The organism is Amphibacillus marinus (assembly GCF_900110345.1).
Classification (GTDB): Bacteria; Bacillota; Bacilli; order Bacillales; family Amphibacillaceae; genus Amphibacillus_D; species Amphibacillus_D marinus.
Window position 1 is genome coordinate 209,104 of sequence record NZ_FODJ01000005.1, and the last position, 18,334, is coordinate 227,437.

14 protein-coding genes and 1 riboswitch are annotated in these 18,334 nt (G+C 39.4%); of the genes, 9 read left to right on the forward strand and 5 right to left on the reverse strand.

Going from position 1 to position 18,334, the window contains the following annotated elements; all coding sequences use genetic code 11:
* Positions 1–4 precede the first annotated feature (4 nt).
* The 8 genes from BM000_RS09090 (at position 5) to BM000_RS09125 (ending at position 8,323) form a co-directional block, all read left to right on the forward strand.
* Positions 5–1,648 (forward strand): ABC transporter substrate-binding protein, encoded by a 1,644-nt coding sequence (locus BM000_RS09090; RefSeq protein WP_091497110.1) that lies wholly within the window; start codon positions 5–7, stop codon positions 1,646–1,648.
* Positions 1,649–1,779: 131 nt separating this feature from the next.
* Positions 1,780–2,730 carry an ABC transporter permease gene (locus tag BM000_RS09095; RefSeq protein WP_091497111.1) on the forward strand — a complete coding sequence of 317 codons (951 nt, stop codon included), beginning with the start codon at positions 1,780–1,782 and terminating at the stop codon, positions 2,728–2,730.
* Between the two features lie 13 nt (positions 2,731–2,743).
* Entirely contained in the window at positions 2,744–3,637 is an 894-nt protein-coding gene (locus tag BM000_RS09100; RefSeq protein WP_091497115.1) for an ABC transporter permease, read from the forward strand.
* A gap of 15 nt (positions 3,638–3,652) precedes the next feature.
* The gene (locus BM000_RS09105; RefSeq protein ID WP_091497117.1) at positions 3,653–4,486 is read left to right on the forward strand and encodes an alpha/beta fold hydrolase; all 834 of its coding nucleotides are present in this window, start codon (positions 3,653–3,655) and stop codon (positions 4,484–4,486) included.
* Between the two features lie 969 nt (positions 4,487–5,455).
* Positions 5,456–5,561, forward strand: a riboswitch (SAM riboswitch).
* Positions 5,562–5,663: 102 nt separating this feature from the next.
* Positions 5,664–5,984 carry a hypothetical protein gene (locus BM000_RS09110; protein ID WP_091497120.1) on the forward strand — a complete coding sequence of 107 codons (321 nt, stop codon included), beginning with the start codon at positions 5,664–5,666 and terminating at the stop codon, positions 5,982–5,984.
* Positions 5,985–6,109: 125 nt separating this feature from the next.
* On the forward strand, positions 6,110–6,685 hold the full coding sequence (locus tag BM000_RS09115) for a sigma-70 family RNA polymerase sigma factor (protein ID WP_091497123.1): 576 nt from the start codon (positions 6,110–6,112) through the stop codon (positions 6,683–6,685).
* On the forward strand, positions 6,660–7,061 hold the full coding sequence (locus BM000_RS09120) for a helix-turn-helix transcriptional regulator (RefSeq protein WP_091497124.1): 402 nt from the start codon (positions 6,660–6,662) through the stop codon (positions 7,059–7,061). Before BM000_RS09115 ends, BM000_RS09120 begins: the two co-directional genes overlap by 26 nt.
* Positions 7,058–8,323, forward strand: coding sequence for an FtsW/RodA/SpoVE family cell cycle protein (locus tag BM000_RS09125; RefSeq protein ID WP_091497127.1), 1,266 nt, complete (start codon positions 7,058–7,060; stop codon positions 8,321–8,323). The genes BM000_RS09120 and BM000_RS09125 overlap by 4 nt, the downstream gene beginning before the upstream one ends.
* A gap of 330 nt (positions 8,324–8,653) precedes the next feature.
* Here the strand turns inward: BM000_RS09125 and BM000_RS09130 are convergent, their stop codons facing one another.
* Positions 8,654–8,851 (reverse strand): hypothetical protein, encoded by a 198-nt coding sequence (locus BM000_RS09130; RefSeq protein WP_091497129.1) that lies wholly within the window; start codon positions 8,849–8,851, stop codon positions 8,654–8,656.
* 169 nt (positions 8,852–9,020) lie between these two features.
* Between BM000_RS09130 and BM000_RS09135 the strand changes: the two genes are divergently transcribed.
* A complete protein-coding gene (locus tag BM000_RS09135; RefSeq protein ID WP_091497132.1) occupies positions 9,021–12,887 on the forward strand; it encodes a 5'-nucleotidase C-terminal domain-containing protein in 3,867 nt (1,288 codons plus the stop codon).
* A gap of 244 nt (positions 12,888–13,131) precedes the next feature.
* On the opposite strand, the gene BM000_RS09140 is transcribed toward BM000_RS09135, so the two are convergent.
* The 4 genes from BM000_RS09140 to BM000_RS09155 all read right to left on the reverse strand — a co-directional run.
* Entirely contained in the window at positions 13,132–14,202 is a 1,071-nt protein-coding gene (locus BM000_RS09140; protein WP_091497135.1) for a hypothetical protein, read from the reverse strand.
* 69 nt (positions 14,203–14,271) lie between these two features.
* Complete coding sequence (locus tag BM000_RS09145) at positions 14,272–16,053, reverse strand: ABC transporter ATP-binding protein (RefSeq protein WP_091497139.1); 1,782 nt, start codon at positions 16,051–16,053, stop codon at positions 14,272–14,274.
* A complete protein-coding gene (locus BM000_RS09150; RefSeq protein WP_091497142.1) occupies positions 16,046–17,776 on the reverse strand; it encodes an ABC transporter ATP-binding protein in 1,731 nt (576 codons plus the stop codon). Before BM000_RS09150 ends, BM000_RS09145 begins: the two co-directional genes overlap by 8 nt.
* Before the next feature lie 292 nt (positions 17,777–18,068).
* The coding region (locus tag BM000_RS09155) for an IS3 family transposase (RefSeq protein WP_143063917.1) at positions 18,069–18,334 on the reverse strand (266 nt) is incomplete at its 5' end.

The window sequence follows — 18,334 nt, forward strand, 5'->3', positions numbered from 1 at the left end:
TAAAATGACAAAACGATGGCTATTTCTAATTAGTTTAATTTCTTTTCTTTTTATTATAACGGCGTGTGCTTACGGTGATGAAGGTGGGCAAGCCGATAATACGAATGATAATGGTACTGAAGAAGTAGATGAGACAGGAGATGGACCTAGTCAGGGTGGACGGGTCTCGATCCCGATTGTTGCTGATCCCACCTTTAACCCTTGGCATCCAAATGCGTATGCTGAGTCAAATGTAATTAACCGGGTGTTATTTAATGGCTTAACCAAGTTTGGGAAAGACGGGTTACCAGCACCAGCCTTAGCAGCAAGCTGGGAAACCACTGAAGATGGTCTTGTCTGGACGTTTAATTTGCGTGATGATGTCAACTGGCATGATGGTGAGCAATTTACCGCTGAAGACGTTGCTTATACTTTTAATGAAATTACCTTAAACAGTGAACTTGGTGCTAATAGTTCCTCTTATTTCAATAATGTTGAGAATGTTGAGATTGTTGACGAATTTACGGTGAATTTTAATCTATCTTCACCAGTTGCAGCTTTACCAGCATACCTGAGCTTTAATACTGAAATCATTCCAGAGCATATCTTTGCTGGTGAGGACCCTTGGGATTTAACTAGCTTTAATAAAGAGAATCCGATTGGCACAGGACCATTTAAACTAAAATCTTATACGTCAGGGCAAAGTGTTGTCCTTGAACGAAATGAAGATTACTTTGATGGGGTTGCTTATTTAGATGAAATTGAATATAAAGTGTTAGCTGATGCCAACACACACGTTGCGCAATTATTAAGTGGTGAGCTTGATATTTTCGCGTTAGATGATACGTCAGCGATTGAACGAATAGAGAGTGCTGATGATATTACAATTGTTGGTCGAGAAACACCACGTTTCTTCTGGTTAATCTTAAATCAAAATATTGAGCAGTTCCAAGATGTTCGCTTGCGCCAAGCGATCATGCATGCCATTGATCGCCAAAACATTATTGATACCATTTTACAAGGCTATGGTTCAATTGCAGATGCGGGTATTGCACCAATCTTAAGTGAGTATTATACCGATGATGTAACACGCTATGATTTCGACCAAGATCGTGCGAGAGAATTACTTGCAGAGATTGGTTATGAGGAGAATGCTAACGGCTTTGTTGAAATGGATGGTGAACCATTAACGATTAGCTTTGATGTTGGTATCCAAGGTGATTTAGAAACCATTGCGCAAATGGTCCAACAGTATCTTATTCAAGTTGGAATTGATGTTCAATTGAATACAATGGATTGGAATAGTATGATTGATCAAGTCGTTATTGAACGTGATTATGAAATGTCACTAAACTGGTGGCGTTATCCAGCAGATCCAGATTTAACAGCATATATGCACTCGGATAATGCCGATACGGGCAATAACATCCCTAATTATCGCAATGAAGATTTGGATGCACTATTAGAAGCTGGTGGACAAGCGAGCACAGTAGAAGAGCGACAAGAGATTTATCTAGAAGCACAAGCGTTAATGGCTGAGGAGCTTCCATACCTATTCTTATGGTATCCACAGGAGGTACAGGTAAGACAACAGTCATTGCAAGGTATTCCTGAATTAGCCTTTGGTGATGCACTCTACTATACAAATGAATGGTATATCGAGCAATAACACTTAAGAAGTAACCCATTTTTTAAAAAAACAAACTGGTGGTGTTCCTAGCTTGGTCTAGGTAACACCATCATTGTTAAATCTTATCGAATAAACGTTGTTAACTAATGTAAGGTAAGGAGAGGATAACAATGCTCCGTTATATATTAAATCGATTTGGGCAAAGTCTTGTCCTCATGTTAATGGTAACCATGATCACTTTTTTTCTCATTAACTTGGCGCCTGGTGGTCCATCCAGTGTTGTACGGATGGAAGCATCGCAGGAGGAGCGACAGGCAATTATTGATCGGCTTGGTCTGGATCAACCGGTTATTGTACGTTACGGTGAGTGGTTAGTGAATGCTGTCCAAGGTGACTTGGGAACATCCTTTAATACGAGTGAACCTGTTATTCAGCGCATTATGAGTAGATTACCATACACAATTGAATTAACGGTATTTACTATTCTTGTTTCTGTGTCAATTGGGATAATCTTTGGGGTTATTTCTGCCATTAAACGTGGCAAGGCTCAAGATCATGTCATTAACTTTACGAGTGTTATTGGTCTGTCAATTCCCTCCTTTTGGCTCGGGTTAATGTTTATTCTATTATTTTCAGTAGAATTAAGGTGGCTTCCCTCATCTGGTGTTGGTCCTAGGGGAGCGGATTTTGAGTTAATGACCTATTTGCGCCATTTAATTATGCCTGTCGTGATTTTATCAATGACGGTGTTGCCTAATATTGTTCGTTTTACCAGATCGTCAATGCTAGAGGTAATCTCGCAAAATTATATTCGGACAGTTAGAGCAAAAGGTGCTAAAGAAGCTGTCGTTTTATATATCCATGCGTTAAGAAATGCCCTGATACCCGTTATTACCATTATTGGTGTGCTTATTCCAAGGCTACTAAGTGGGGCAGTCATAACGGAAGCGATTTTTGGCTGGACAGGGATTGGATCATTAATTATTGAAGCAGCAAATAGTCGTGATTATCCACTAGTAATGGGGATTACCGTCATCATAACCTTTGTCGTAATTGTGAGTAATCTTCTCGTTGACCTTATTTATTCACAAATTGATCCACGTGTTAAAAATGTTGCATAGGAGGTGATCAGACATGGAGAAAATAGTTAGTCAACAGCTAGACGAACAAGTCGTAAAACCAGCCCGTCCACCGAAGTATACGTTCTGGACAGGGCTAAGGCAAAACAAGGTGGCCTTTGGTGCGTTTATCTTTCTTGTGCTCATTCACTTAATTGTATTTATTGGACCTCTGTTCTGGTCATACTCTGCTTCAGAAATGACGACATCAGGACCATTGGCAAGCTGGTCGTGGCAACATCCATTTGGCACTGATGATATTGGTCGAGATGTGTTTGCCCGGATGATGTACGGCGGCAGGATTACCTTACTTGTTGGGCTATGTGCCATGCTGTTTTCATTGCTAATTGGAACAGTAATTGGGGCATGTGCTGGATTCTTTGGCAAGATTACTGAAGCAATTTTAATGCGCTTTACGGAAGCAATGATGGCGATTCCGAATTTCTTCTTTGTTCTCGTTGCATTAACGGTTTTAGGGACTACCCCTGTAATGGTTGTGGTTGTCATCGCGTTATCAGGCTGGATGGAGGTGGCGCGGGTAGTTTATGGAGAAACCTTGCGTTGGAAGGAATATGAGTTTGTTGAAGCTGCGCATTCGGCCGGAGCAAAGCCATTAAGGGTATTGGTGAAATACATTATCCCTCAAGTGTTGCCATCTATTATTGTCTCGGGGACCTTAATGATTGCATGGGCAATTCTAACCGAGAGTGCAATTAGTTATTTAGGGTTAGGTATTCAGCCACCAACACCAACTTGGGGCAATCTACTGCAAAATGCCCAGCAATATTTATGGACTGCACCTGTGTTAGGGGTTCTTCCTGGAGCGGCAATTACCATTATTGTCCTTGCCTATAATTTTCTTGGTGATGGCTTAAGGGACGCGTTAGATCCGAAATTTATTAAAAAATAATCGGGAGGTTTCAATGTGGAAATAACGATTAATGATAATACGTTATATTACGAAATACATGGAAATAGTGAAGGTAAAACGATCTTTTTTATTCATGGCGCACCTGGCTTAGGGGATTGTAGAAGTGATATTAAGGCATTCGAAGCATTGGGTGACACGTACCGCTTAGTTTTTATTGATATGCGTGGTTCTGGAAGATCGGAGGGCAAACCACCGTTTACCCACGAACAATGGACGGCAGACATTGAAGCACTACGTCAAGAGCTAGTTGGTGAGCGGATTAAAATTCTCGGTGGATCTTATGGTGGATTTCTGACGCTAGAGTATGCCTTGAGATATCCAGATAGCATCACACATGTGTTATTGAGAGACACGGCACCAAGTAATAATTTCGATCATTTATCAATTGATCGGGCGCTAGAAAGTGATTTGCCAGGCGTATCAGAGGAAAAGCTAAGGAAGCTATTTGAGGGGCGCGTTGATTCAAATGAGGAATTAAAAGAAATGTTTGCAGCGATTCAACCTTTATATACTGTTAAGTATGATGAGGCGGCCGTTAAACAAAGAATTGAATCAATTTACTATCGTTACCAAACCCATAATTTCGCTTTTAGTCATAACAAACCTAATTTTAATCTCGTTAATGATTTAGAAAAAATTAAAGTACCGACACTAGTAACGGTGGGACGGCATGATTGGATTACTCCTGTAATTTGCTCCGAAATAATTGCCGACAAAGTACCCCAATCTAAACTGGTCATCTTTGAGAACAGTGGCCACTCTCCACAAATAGAAGAGAATGAGGCCTATATTAGCTTGGTTCGTCAATTTCTTGTAGAAACCAATTAATGCGGTTTTTACAGATGAAACATTCAGCTTTTTAATTAGCTGCTCTTAGCATAGTGAAGTTGTTAAGGATAGATTAAAATATTAATAACTCAACTTTCGCACACTGTAAACAGTCATTAAGCCTTGCGCGTGTTTGGGGGAGTGGGCATGCACTACCTATGTTGACTTTCATATCAGTTCGACGCGCTATGTCGTTCCGAAAAGCAATGGGATCGCTTTCCGCGGGGCTGGCTTCGGGCCTACAGGATGTAGGTCAGTTAGACGTTGTCCCAGGACGGGACGGGTTTAGTCTAACAACCCACTTTTGGCGCATAATGCGCGCCAAAAGTGGATCTTCAGCTCATCCTCTTCCCGCAGGAGTCTCACCCATTGCTTATCCCCACTTGATTGGATATTCATCATGAATGAATCCGTTTAAAATCAGGAATAGAAGGGGAAATAGTGCTTATTATCGGTTATCCAGTTAAGGTGCTGACATTTGCTGCTTCAAAAGCCGCCCTCTACTATCTTTTCGACCGACAAGGTGTAGCTCTAATACTGAGATAAAGCGAACATATCCCCACTAGGGGTTAATAACGATAGCTTTATTTAAGAAAGGACTGATTTATCAAACGAGCTACTGGTTCTGTCAATCCGTAAACTTAATCCTTCGCCCACCCTTCAGCCAGCTTAGCTGAACCTGAATATGTTGATGCGAAAGTTGAGTTAATAAGAAAGTATATGGTTTAAGCATGTTATCAAAACCAGTGAACACTGGACCGCACCCCAAAGTTAGCGTAAAGAGCCTAACTTTGGGTTTATGTAAATTTTTGGATAATTGCAGTAGTCTTCTCTGTTTCACAAAGCTAGTTAAATTGTCTAACAAACTGTTTGAACGAATGTGTTTGCTGTGGTAAATTTTTAAATAACCTATTCATTCTTTTTCATTTCATTTCCTCCATTTTGTGGTATAATTAGCGTAACAACATACGTTTATAAAGAGTGGACGAGAGAACTGGCTCTGTGACTCCACGGCAACCTGCCAAGGTAAGGTGCCCCGACCAGCAAAGTAATGACTTGCTTTGGATGATGAAGAATACGCTCAGAGACACCTCTTTCATCATTTGTGAAAGAGGTGTTTTTCGGGACTGTCACTCTTTAGCGGTGTTGTTCAAAGATTAAAAAGGAGTGATATTAATTGAAGATTGATCGAAACGGTATGAGGCACTTACCATTTGAAACACTGATTACCGCTGTATCGCGTATTTTTCAAGATTTAGAGGACCATTATAGCTTTGATCTCCGAAAGCATGCAACAGAACCTGATACATATCAGCTTGTGATCGTTGATGATTGCTACCGCCATTTTAGACTTGCATTAACAGTCGGACAAATTATTGCGCTTATAGAAGAAAATGATGAAGCAGTAGAACAATATATCCGTGATTATTTAAATAAACAAGGTTTTTTCTTACCAAATGACCCGCTTTATTTTAAAATAACGGCTAGTGGAGAATAGTTAAGGCAGTTGCGTGAAAGAGACTTCGCGCAGCTGCTTTACTTTTTTATGAAAAAATAACTGGTCTATATGCAACCTACTTTAAATCACTAGCGTCAAAATAAGTAATTGGAGGTGATACAATAATGTCAGAATCAGGGTTAACCCTATCAGAGCAATTTATTAGTACGGAGTTGGATTGGCTAGAGGAAGTGATTAATCAGCATGGGCAAATGGTGCAGAGAATTACTTATACATATGTTAAGGATCATGCAACGGCAGAGGATTTAACACAAGAGATTTTTTTAAAAGTGTATCGGAAAATTGACAGTTTTCATTTTGATTCTTCATTTAAAACATGGATTTATCGAATTGCAATTAATCATTGTAAGGATTATTTAAAAAGCTGGCATTATCGTCATGTGCTCGTAAATGAGTATAAAGTAATGCATACACAAGGATCAGTGGCAAATAGTGTCTCACTTCAAGCTGGTGAAACTGCTCAAAATGAGCAACTGGTGAATGCGGTGTTAGCGTTACCTATTCGGTATCGTGAGGTGATCTTTCTTTTTTATTATGAAGACTTATCAATTAAAATGATTGCAAAGATAACCAAGTCTAAGGAAGGCACGATCAAGGCAAGGCTTAATCGTGCCAGAAAAATACTTCGAAAACAATTAGAACAGGAGGGCTACCATGAACGATCCATTGAACAATCTTAAGCAAGCGATGAATGAGACGGTTTTTAAAGAGGCACGTTTTTCTAATAAGAAACAGAAACAAACATTAGCAATAGCTGAACATGAAGCAAAGGCAGAGCTTGATTTTGCAATCTTAAAGCGGCTAGCTAGCCAAGCACTAACAGGTTATCAGCTGTATGAGCTCATTATTAATAGTGTGCAGTATCAAGAAGGTCAGCTCTATGTCACGTTACATCAGTTGGAGTTAAAGCAGTGGATTAAAGGAAGCTGGGACCAAGAGAATGCTGTGAAAACGTATTGTCTTGATCGTCTTGGGCAAAAGGAGTTAAAGCGGTTAGAAAAGTCAGGTAAGCGTGTTCCGGCCATTTCCTACTTTAAAAGAGGACATCAGCTATGAGACAGCAGGTTGAGCGCTACTTAGCACAAGTTACGCAGTCGATTCGTTCAACGAAAGCGAGAGCGGCTGTAGAACAAGAATTAACCTATCATTTTGAACAAAGAATTGATGCTTTAATGTCTCAAGGCTATCAAGAGCAAGAAGCAGAAGCTAAAGTCATTGAAGGGATGGGTAATCCACTTACAGTTGGGCAAGAAATGGCTAAAATTCATAAACCTACTATTGATTGGTTATTATTAAGTAACTACGTTATGATATTAGGTCTAGGCGTTATCATTTTTTATGTTATTACCTTTCCGAGTCACATTAATCATATGCCGCTATTTTCAAGGCAACTCATTTTTGGCACGATTGGATTAGCGATTACACTTTTAATCATGTTCATAAACTATCGTTACTTGTTAAAGTGGTGGTATATAACATTGGTGATGGGCGGGCTATTAACAATTACGATGGAATTGTTTGGTAGTGAAATTAGTGGTCGGCCATTTATTTTTTTATTTAATTGGAACATAAACAATTGGTTTACCATGCTATTTTACCTGCTCGGCTTTGCAGGGTTACTTAATAGTAGAATGAAGCAGGGGAAGTTGTATAGCTATACCACACTTATGTATTGGCTCCCGATTTATTTCTTTATCGATCAGGTTACTTTCCTAATTGCCGTTTTCTACTTTATCACGTTAACAATAATGGTGTTGTTTGCTAATTTACGCTGGAAAGAAAAACTGACCATAATGACTGTGCAGTTAGCAACTGGATTAGCTTTTGCCGTTTATACTTGGACGCAATTTTCAGCTTATGTTCAGTTTAGATTAAGTGGATTCTTTTTTCCAAATGAACAGGGCGATCCCTACCTTTATCTTCAAATTAGACAGTTATTTAAGGAATCGACGATGCTTGGCAATCGTTCAGAATGGGGAGGCTATGAACTTGTTCACACTGAGTTAATCTTTCCCTATCTTGTCAATCGACTAGGCTGGTTGTTTGGTGCTGTCCTGCTTTCGCTACTGATTCTATTGCTTGGTCGACTAGTTAAGATAGGATGGCAGACAAAAGACCCGTTCGGCCAGACCCTTGTTGTATTAGGGACGACTGTTATTGGTCTTTCAATTGTTTGGAATACTGGCATGATGTTTGGCTTGTTACCAATTGCAGGTGTGCCATTGCCATTCATTAGCTATGGCGGCCAGTTTACTGTAATTTTCTCAATTTACATTGGCTTAATTTTAAGCGTTAACCGAAAAAAACAATTGAACTAACTCATCTGTTGTACGGGCATTCTAGCTTTATAAAAATTATCCACTGCTATTTACCTAGTCTAGCAAATAAGCATGACTAGCTATCTTAAAAAAAGTAGTCTAACGACTAGATGACGGCGTTGATTCCAATTCTATGGTTTCAACGCTATTTGCTTTGCGATAGGATTAGTAAGTGATTGACCATGTCAATGATGATGTGCGTGTTAAATCTCCTCACAATCTTAAAGCTTTTACATTAAGACTTAAGCCCCTATTAAAAAAACTCCCTACTTTTGCCGTATTTAATTGATTGGTAGAAAGTCCGTATAATGGTTGGTGTGTGCTAAGTTGTTATTTTTTAATAATGTAGTAGGACCAGTTTGCCATTGCTGCACCGTAGACGTCGGTTTGATTTCCCTCTTGATCGCGTATCACCATCTCTCCACTTAACACCCGATGGTAAAGCGATTGGTCAAATTTTAATAAGGCATGCTTAAGCGTCGCGCCTTTAAATAAACTAACCTCAGTTTCATTTATCGTAACACGCATAAGTTGCACTCCTTTTTTTAATTACTATTATAACTTTTCTGTTTAAAAAATACATAATCTTTAAGGTTATTTAATATACACTTCATCTTTTGTTGTTAGGCTTTAAATGTGTTGCATAATTAGGCGCTTATGTGACTGACTTTCTAAAAAAAAATTAGGAGCTGATTCGATGCTAACCAGACAAGTAACCAACAAGTTTACCAGTCTTTTTTTAACGTTTTTACTGTTGTTCACCCTTTTGCTCGGGAGTTATCCATTACCCGTTCAAGCTGAGGATAGCGAGAAGATTGAGTTAACCGTCCTTCATACTAATGATATTCATGCTAAGATTAATGATTTTGGAAAAATTGCAGCTTATATAGAAGCAGAGCGTGAAGCAGCTACTCATTCCCTTTATTTAGATGCCGGAGATATCTTTAGCGGGAATCCGGTTGTTGATTTACAATATGGTTACCCGATTATATCCTTGTTAAACCAGCTTGATCTTCAAGCAATGGCAATTGGTAATCATGAATTTGACTATGGGCAGGAAGAGACAGTTAAGCGAATGAATCAATCTATTTTCCCATGGTTGAGTGCGAATACGGTCGTGACTGATCAGACAGAGGTTGAGTTTCCCCAACCAGAGCCTTATTATCTATTTGAGCTTGACGGTTTAACTGTTGGTGTCTTTTCTTTAACAGAAACACCACCTTCTACGGCTCTTTCGAACATTGTTGGGCTTGAATTTAATGATCCTATCGAGACAGCCAAAGAATATGCTTATTTGGCCGACGAAACAGATATCTTAATTGCGCTAACACATATTGGCTATAACGTTGATCGGCAGCTTGCAGAAGCAGTAGATTTCTTTGATCTTATTATTGGCGGGCATAGTCACACGACTTTAAATCAACCAGCTATTGTTAATGGTACACCAATTGCTCAGACAGGTGCAAATGGTACCAATATTGGTAATATCACATTAAGCTATGACCCTGTCAGTACAGAAGTAGAGTTAGTTAGTGGCTCCTTACAAAGTGTAGCAAATTTAACAGCAGTAAATGAAGAAGTCGAAGCATCTGTTAATCAATTTAATGCAGAAATGGAAGATCTCCTATCAGAAGAAATTGGTTATACTGAATCTGGTCTCAATCGAAGCGGCAATGTTGATAGTTCACTAGGGAATTTCTGGACAGATGCCATCCGTCACTATACCGGTGCTGATATTGCTTTAACTAATAATGGCGGTATTCGAGCAAACATTCCGGTTGGTCCAATTACTGTCAATGATATTTATACAATTGAACCATTTGCTAATGAAATTATGAAATTCGAAATGACTGGCGCCGCTATTAAAGAAGTTATTAGCTATTCTTATAGCCGACGCAACACAGTAGATTTACAAACAGCTGGCTTACATTATACTATTTTGACAAACAATACCGGCCGTTTTGTTGACGCTGAATTGTATGTTGACGGTGAACCCATTGAAGATGAGCAAACTTATCAAGTAGCAGTTGGTGATTATATTGGTACTGGTGGAAGTGGCTATGACTTTCAAGGTACTGTTATTGAAGCTTTATCGGGTTTAATGACGGAAGCAATGATTACTTATGCAAACCATTTAACTGAAAACGGACAAGCAATTAATTATAATGCTAATGAGAGAATTGCAATTGAAGTAACAGATGCACCAATCGAAGGTGATCCAATTGGAGCAACTGAGAATGGTCTGTCTGCTGAGAATAATAAGATAGGAGATTCAGGGTTAGGGAACCTATATACAGATGCAATCCGTTCCGCAACAGATGCTGACTTTGCACTGTTAAATGGATCATCTGTTACTGGTACGATCCCTGCTGGAGTTATTACCGATAGCCAGATTGAATTTTTAGATCAATTCGGTAATCAAGTTGAGGTGGTTGAAACCAACTTAGCTCGTTTGAAGGAAGTGATCCTGGAACAGTCAAACTATCATGGTGGTGTCGATCTCCAATCATCAGGACTTCATTATCAATTGATTAAGCAAAACAACCGTTTTATTGATGTTGAATTAACTTGGCCAGATGGATCGCCACTTGATGAAGAAGCCACTTTTGCTGTTGCATACAATGATTACATGCATGGCAGTAGCTTTTATAATTTAGGAACGGAAACAATGACTAATGACAACCAGACGGTTTGGGAGACGGTAGTAGCTTATGTGTCTAATCAAGCCGATCCAATTGACTATCAAGAGGGAAGTAGAATTACGATAAATGATCTTGGCTCAGAGCAGCCTGGTGATGATGACTACATTTCTGTGGCAGAGGCAATCGCAAATAATCAAGGTGAGGCTACTGTTCAAGGCTATATTGTTGGGACAATGACCGGCCAATTTGATGGCGACTTTGTTGCAACAAACCTGATGCTGGCAGATTCTCCTAATGAACGTAATATGGATCGTATTTTACCGATCCAGTTACCAAATAGCGCAATCCGAACCGCATTAAATTTAGTCGATCATCCTGAAAATTTAGGTAAACCAATCCAAATCACAGGTGATTTAGAACTTTACTTTAGTGTGCCTGGTTTAAGAAATCCATCGACCTTTCAATTTGTAGAGGAAGAAGCTACTCCAGAGCCAGAGCTCTTGACTATTTCCGAAGCTAGAGAACAAGCGGATGGTGAGCAGGTTAAGCTTAACGGCATCGTTACCAGTGATAGTGGCTCTTGGGGCGGCAAAGGCTTTTACTTACAGGATGAAACAGCGGGTATTTATGTGTTTCAATCTGATTTAGACATTGCTGCTGGATCAATTGTCCAGCTTGTTGGTGAGAAGAGTACTTATAATGGAGAACTACAAATTTCTAACCTTACACAGCTAACTATTATTGGAGACGATCGAATACCTGATCCGCAATTGGTAACACCAGCTGAAATCGGACCTGCGAACGAGGCCGAGTTGGTCACGGTTGAGGGTGTTACACTATCAAATTTAACTGAGATCAATGATTTTGGGACATTTGAGTTTCTAGCTGAAGCAGATGGTGAAACAGTTCTTGTTCGAGTAGATAATCGAACTGGGTTAGTTTTTAGTGATTTTGACTTTGAAGCTGGAGATATTATTGATGTTACCGGTATTTCAAGTCAGTTTAACGGTGCGATTCAGCTCAAGCCTCGTGGAGCGTCAGATATTGTGATTCACGAAGAGGATGAACAGTTAGAGCCAGAGGACCCAGAAGATGAGGGAGATCCAGAAACTGAACCGGAGAATCCGGATGAAGAGGGAGATCCAGAAACTGAACCAGAGAATCCTGATGAAGACGACGATCCAGAAACTGAGCTAGAATTTGCTCAAGTTACTGCCGACTGGTTTATTGAAGCAGGAGAAATTAAGGTTGAAGCGGGTTTCATTGAACAACTTGCCGATAGCGGTGTGTTAACGGTTGACATAACAGAACTTGATCAGGATGTATATACATTAGTATTAGCTACCGATCAGCTTCAGCAACTATTAGTGAAACAAGCATATCTTGAAATTATTACAACTGATTTAACAATAACTACGCCACTAATTAATTTTAGCTCAAGCGAATTGCTAGCTTTTACAATTAAGAATCTCACTGAGATAGACAATCCAATTAGCCAAGTTTATGATTTAACCATTACTAATCAGGATGGTCTTGTTTCTCAATTTTCTGAAGAAGCAATTGGTTTGTCCTTTGCGGTGAATCAGAATGCCGTTTCTAATACCGAAAAACTAGGCATTTATTATTTAACTAATGAGGATACATGGGAACGTATTGGCGGTAGTTACACAAATGGTAGGGTAACGGGATCAACAGATCATTTTACTACCTTTACAGTCTTAGCTGACGATGATTCAGCTTTTCCAATTGATGATGATCAGGGTCTACCTACCGATCAAAACGATGATCAATCTCGATCAGAAAGCGGTGAGGCTTTACCTAATACAGCAACAGCAATATTTAATTGGATTTTAATCGGTGTAGTGATCGTTGGTATTGGCACCGCCGTATTGCTGAAAAAGAGAAAGATGGAAACAATCTAAAATCTAAAAGACAATTTACGGATAACGGGCGCCTAGCTTAAGCGTCCGTTATCTTTATGTTCAGCATATCAGGTTGTGCGATTTCGTCTCTAATTCTTTGCGTAATAGGAGGATTGGTCACCGCAAACAAAAATAGAGTGACAGCTAAGCTCATTCGTGGTAATTTTGATGTGTTTTACCAATGCGCAATTAGACTGTTGGGATAAGCAGTGTTAATATTTGGTTTTTATCCTAGTCCTTTTTGCTAAATTGTCCATTGATCTGAAATTAGGGCAACTAAGCGCCAATCCCCAAGCTGGTCTTCTTCAAACACCATATGCAAGCTAAACCAGTCAATACCTGCTTCTTCCTCGCTTCCCTCGTGATGGTATTCAACAACGGTTGCTTCAGGGAAGACTTCCTTAATATTGTTAATTGAATTACCGTGCTGACTTTCTTCATCAATAAAAATATCGTCTGGAACAGCGAGAGGCTCAACAGTGATAAATTGTTCAAAATATTCCATTGGGATTAAGTCAATTGGATTTCCACTACCATCGTAGCTTCCCCATGTATAGCTTTCTTGGTCCTGGTCAAACTGACTAAGCTCCTGTTGCACAAATTGCACACTTTGATCAGCAATATGAACATAAGGAGAGAAAAGGAGTCCTTGTTCATCAGTGAGTTGAGCAAGTCGGTCGAAGTCTCGCTCGATTAATAAACGTATGACCTGATCTGCTCGCTCCTCAAGTGAAATAGGTTCAATCTCACTCATTTCCTCTGCTGAAATGAGCCACTGTGATAAGTGCCATTCGATCCGATAGCTAAGTTCAACCTGACCAATTAATTCATTTGCTACGTTCTGTGATAACATGTAGGCAGTCTCAGAGATCTGCTCAATCGCGAAATCTTGCTCGGGGTCAATAAAAGTCATCCCTTGTGAAGGGATAATGTAGATACCACCGTCATCCTCAACAATAAAACTTTCCAGCATTTGTTGGGCGTGCTCAGCGGTCATGACATCCTCAAATAAAACTTGAATATCGTCAATGGATTGATAGGTAGTTAATTCATAACCATCCTCTTCAACATCATCAATCACGGTTTGATAGCTTTGTTGGTAGGCACGAATGATTTCGGATGCTTGACGCTCATCGAACGGCTCAATAAGTACATCTGGATTAACGACAACTGCTTGCTTTTCCGTCGTTAATGACAACTGATGATCACTTGCTGTTTCCATCGCTGGATTACTAAATAGTAAAACAGTGACAACTGAAGCTGTACCAGCAATAATTAGGATAATAATAGTTGTAAATAAGATCTTTCTATTCATAATCAATCCCCCTTATTCAACCTATTATTTAGCCATTCCTTTTTATCTAAACTATTAAACATTAAGCTATTAGCCAATTCTCTCTTCAAAATGTTCATTGTAGAGCTCATAATAAAAACCGTGCTGACTAAGAAGCTCTTCATGTGTTCCATCTTCAATAATAGCGCCCTCATTTAATACAAAAATATGATCAGCTTGTTGAATTGTATTTAATCGATGCGCGATAACAACACTAGTTCGCCCATCCATTAAACGATGAAGGGCACTTTGAATCTTGATTTCCGTTACCGTATCAATACTACTGGTTGCCTCGTCTAGGATCAGGATATCCGGGTTAGCTAGTATTGCCCGGGCAATAGATAATAGCTGTTTTTGTCCCTGGCTAATCCCATTACCATCCGCACTTAATTCAGTATCATAGCCTTGTGGCAAGGCACTGATAAATCGATCAGCATTGGCCTGTTTAGCTGCTTCGACAATATCTTGGTCAGTGGCCTCTAATCTACCATAACGAATATTAGCTTTTATGGACCCACTGAATAAGAACGGGTCCTGCAGAACAAAGCCCATTTTTGTTCGTAAAGAAGCCCGACTTACGTTCGTAATATCATGACTGTCAATCATGATTGTTCCTTGATCTGGGTCATAAAACCGACTGAGTAAATTGATAATTGTTGTTTTTCCCGCTCCAGTTGGTCCAACTAGGGCTATTGTCTGGCCCGCCTTTGCATAGAAGGAGATATTGCTAATGGTTTGGCTATCCTGATAAGAAAAGGAAACCTGATTAAAGGTAATATCACCTTTAATGCTCCCTAATGGTTGGCCTGCTTGCTCTTGTTCAATCGGTTGATCCAGAATTTCAAAAACACGCTCAGCGCCTGCTACTGCAGACAGTAGTGTATTAAATTGATTTGCTAAATCGTTTAAGGGACGGGTGAATTGTCTTGAATACTGAGTAAAGGTAACAATGATGCCAATTGAAACGAGTTGATAGATGGCAAGGATGCCACCTGAAAAGGCGATAATCGCAAACCCTAAGTTATTTAACATATTCATTAACTTAGGAATAAAGCCTGAATAGGCCTGTGCAAGGTAACCAGCCTCTCGCAGTGCATGATTTTTTTGGGCAAAAGTCCTCAGCACTGTTTCTTCCTGTGAAAAAATTTTGACAACACTTTGTCCAGAAATGGTTTCTTCAATAAATCCGTTTAATTCACCTAAATGCTTTTGTTGCTCTTTAAATAATAGCCGTGTTCGTTTCGTAATCCAGTTCATACCAAAGTACAGAATAGGTAAGATCATTAAAGTAATGACTGTTAGAAGTGGGCTTAAGTAAAGCATTAATATAATTGTACCAATTAGTGTTAAGCCACTTGAGAAGACTTGAATAACTGAGCTGTTCAGGGTTTGGCTGACATTCTCTAAGTCATTCGTTAATCGACTCATCATATCGCCATCTTGACGTTCATCAAAAAAACGGATAGAAAGCTGGTGTAGCTTGCTGAAAAGTTGGTTGCGCATCGAAAAGATGGTTTGTTGGGCAATCTTGATCATAATAAAGTTTTGTAACCATAAAGCAACAGAGGTTAATAAATAGATAACTGCTAATAAAAGAAGTAAGCGGAATAGGCCAGCTTGGTCAGCTTCAATTAAATAATGGTCAACTGCATAACCGAGGTAATAGGGACCTAATAGAGTAAGTAATGAGCTAACTAAAACCGCAAGCAGAACCAAGTAAATTGATGCTTTTCTGACTGACAAATAGCGCCATAAACGCTTAATTGTTGGCCATGGTTTTTTAATCTGTGTGCGTGTTGTTTGCTGTAGCTGTTGTGGTCTATGCTTAGCCATTGCGTTTCACCTCAGTACCATATTGTGATTGATAAATCTTTTGATAAAGTGAGTCCTCAGTTAATAAACTTTCGTGATCGCCTTGGGCAACTAGCTGTCCATTCTCCAGTAGAATAATTTGATCAGTCACCATTAAGGTAGACATTTTTTGAGTAATAATAAAGGTAGTGCAGGAGAGCTGCTTAATTGCCCGCAATATTCTTGCTTCTGTTTTCATATCTAATGCACTGGTGCTATCGTCCAACAACAAGATTTCAGGCTTCCGGATCAAGGCTCGAGCAATTGAGAGGCGTTGCTTTTGCCCGCCAGATAAATTAACCCCTCTTTGCCCGAGTATTGTCTCATATTGATTTGGTAGACGCATAATGGTCTCATGGATTTGTGCACCCTTAGCTGCTTCAATCACTTCTTCCAATGTTGCTTGCTTCTTACCCCAGAGGATATTTTCCCTTACAGTACCAGAGAATAATCTTGATTCTTGTGGTACATAGCCAATCTTATTACGCAATTGCTCCAGTGCTAGTGTGTGAATGGGTTGGTTGTAATAAAGAATTTGCCCGCCAGTGGGATCATACAGTCGCGGGATCAGTTGAAATAGGGTCGATTTCCCTGATCCTGTTGCCCCAATGAGCGCAATGGTTTCACCAGAGTATGCGTTAAAGCTTATTTCATTAAGCGCCTTTACTTGTTGCTCTTTGTAGTGGAACGACACCTCTTTAAATGTAATATGGGCAACAGTTTGGGTAGCTTGCCGGAGCTGTTTCTGACCATCAGCGAGATCAATTTCTTCATCTAACACAGCACCAATTCGATTAACAGAAGCCTGTGCCCTAGCATAGCCTAATAGAATAAACGAAAGCATGGAAATTGCCTGCATCATTCTTGTCGCATAATTAATAATTGCAACAACCTCACCAACATTAATCATTTGATTAGTAATTTGCTGATTACCGAACCAGAGAATAACTAAGATGCTACTGTTCATGACAAAAATAATAATGGGTCCACCTAGCTCCATAATTCGAAGCGAATGAATAGTCATATCTTTTAACGACTTATTGGCGGTATTAAATCGTTTTTTCTCATAGTCATGACGTAAAAAGGCCTTTATTAACCTAATACCTGTTAGGTTTTCTCTTAACACGTTGTTAACACGATCTAATCGTTCCTGCACAACTTTGAATAAGGTTGTCCCAACACGCATAATCCAGATCATAAAAAAAACTAACAAAGGTATGGTGAAAATGAGGATAAGAGACAAGCGCCAATTGACTATAAAGGCCATGAGTGCACTACCAACTAGAAGTAATGGAGCACGAGATGCAATTCTTAGCCCCATAAAAATCGACATTTGAATTTGCATCACATCATTAGTAAGTCGAGTAATCAGTGATGAAGTGGGGAATTTATTTAGGTTATTAAATGAAAAGGCCAGAACTTTTGCAAAGAGTGCTTGTCTTATATCGTAGCCAACACTTTGACTAGCTCGAGCGGCATAGAAGGAATTAATAATACCACCAATGAAGGCGATAATAGAGACAGCAACCATAATCCCGCCCCAAAAAAATATTTGCTCACTATTATTTTCTAAAATCCCTTGGTCAATAATACGGGCCATAAAGATGGGTGAAGTGAGTTCAACCGCTAACTCTAGTAACATTAATGAGAAGGCTATTACTACCGCAAGCTTATAGGCAGATAGATAAGAAAGAATACGACGCATGCATAATGCCCCTTTCATTAGGCTTTAACTATGAATAATTATTTCGAGTATCTAACTATTATACCGCCAAATCGCAGTGCATGTCATGTCTTTTAGAAGAGGAAGCATGAAAAAGTGTTAAGATTTTTGGTTAAAGAATAGCTGGCAACGATAAATACTTGCGTAGATCCGTTCCAGCTTTCTTCGTGACGCACTTATTTTTAGTTTTTTTTCGTTTGTGAAATAAATAAGTGCCCCGTTATCACACTGAACTGCCCCCTGTCAAGTAGACAGTGGAAATAATAAAAAAGATTTATGCGGCCATCGCTCTATATTCCATAGGGCTAAGGCCGTTTAATCTTTTTTGGTATCTTTCATGATTATAAAAATGGATGTACGCATCTATCGCGGTAGTAAGTTCCTCAAATGTCTTATATTTATGTAAATAATACTTCTCACATTTCAGTGTCCCAAAAAAGGACTCCATGGGTCCATTATCAATACAACGACCCACTCGTGACATGCTTTGTGTCATCTTTGCCGCATCTAGCTTACGTTTGAAGCCTTTAGAGGTATATT

Excerpts from the sequence above, each read along its gene's own strand:
- BM000_RS09095 (WP_091497111.1), top strand. The coding sequence starts at position 1,780 with ATGCTCCGTTATATATTAAATCGATTTGGGCAAAGTCTTGTCCTCATG.
- BM000_RS09140 (WP_091497135.1), bottom strand. The coding sequence starts at position 14,202 with ATGAATAGAAAGATCTTATTTACAACTATTATTATCCTAATTATTGCT.
- BM000_RS09090 (WP_091497110.1), top strand. The coding sequence starts at position 5 with ATGACAAAACGATGGCTATTTCTAATTAGTTTAATTTCTTTTCTTTTT.
- BM000_RS09135 (WP_091497132.1), top strand. The coding sequence starts at position 9,021 with ATGCTAACCAGACAAGTAACCAACAAGTTTACCAGTCTTTTTTTAACG.
- BM000_RS09115 (WP_091497123.1), top strand. The coding sequence starts at position 6,110 with ATGTCAGAATCAGGGTTAACCCTATCAGAGCAATTTATTAGTACGGAG.
- BM000_RS09145 (WP_091497139.1), bottom strand. The coding sequence starts at position 16,053 with ATGGCTAAGCATAGACCACAACAGCTACAGCAAACAACACGCACACAG.
- BM000_RS09130 (WP_091497129.1), bottom strand. The coding sequence starts at position 8,851 with ATGCGTGTTACGATAAATGAAACTGAGGTTAGTTTATTTAAAGGCGCG.
- BM000_RS09100 (WP_091497115.1), top strand. The coding sequence starts at position 2,744 with ATGGAGAAAATAGTTAGTCAACAGCTAGACGAACAAGTCGTAAAACCA.
- BM000_RS09125 (WP_091497127.1), top strand. The coding sequence starts at position 7,058 with ATGAGACAGCAGGTTGAGCGCTACTTAGCACAAGTTACGCAGTCGATT.
- BM000_RS09120 (WP_091497124.1), top strand. The coding sequence starts at position 6,660 with ATGAACGATCCATTGAACAATCTTAAGCAAGCGATGAATGAGACGGTT.
- BM000_RS09150 (WP_091497142.1), bottom strand. The coding sequence starts at position 17,776 with ATGCGTCGTATTCTTTCTTATCTATCTGCCTATAAGCTTGCGGTAGTA.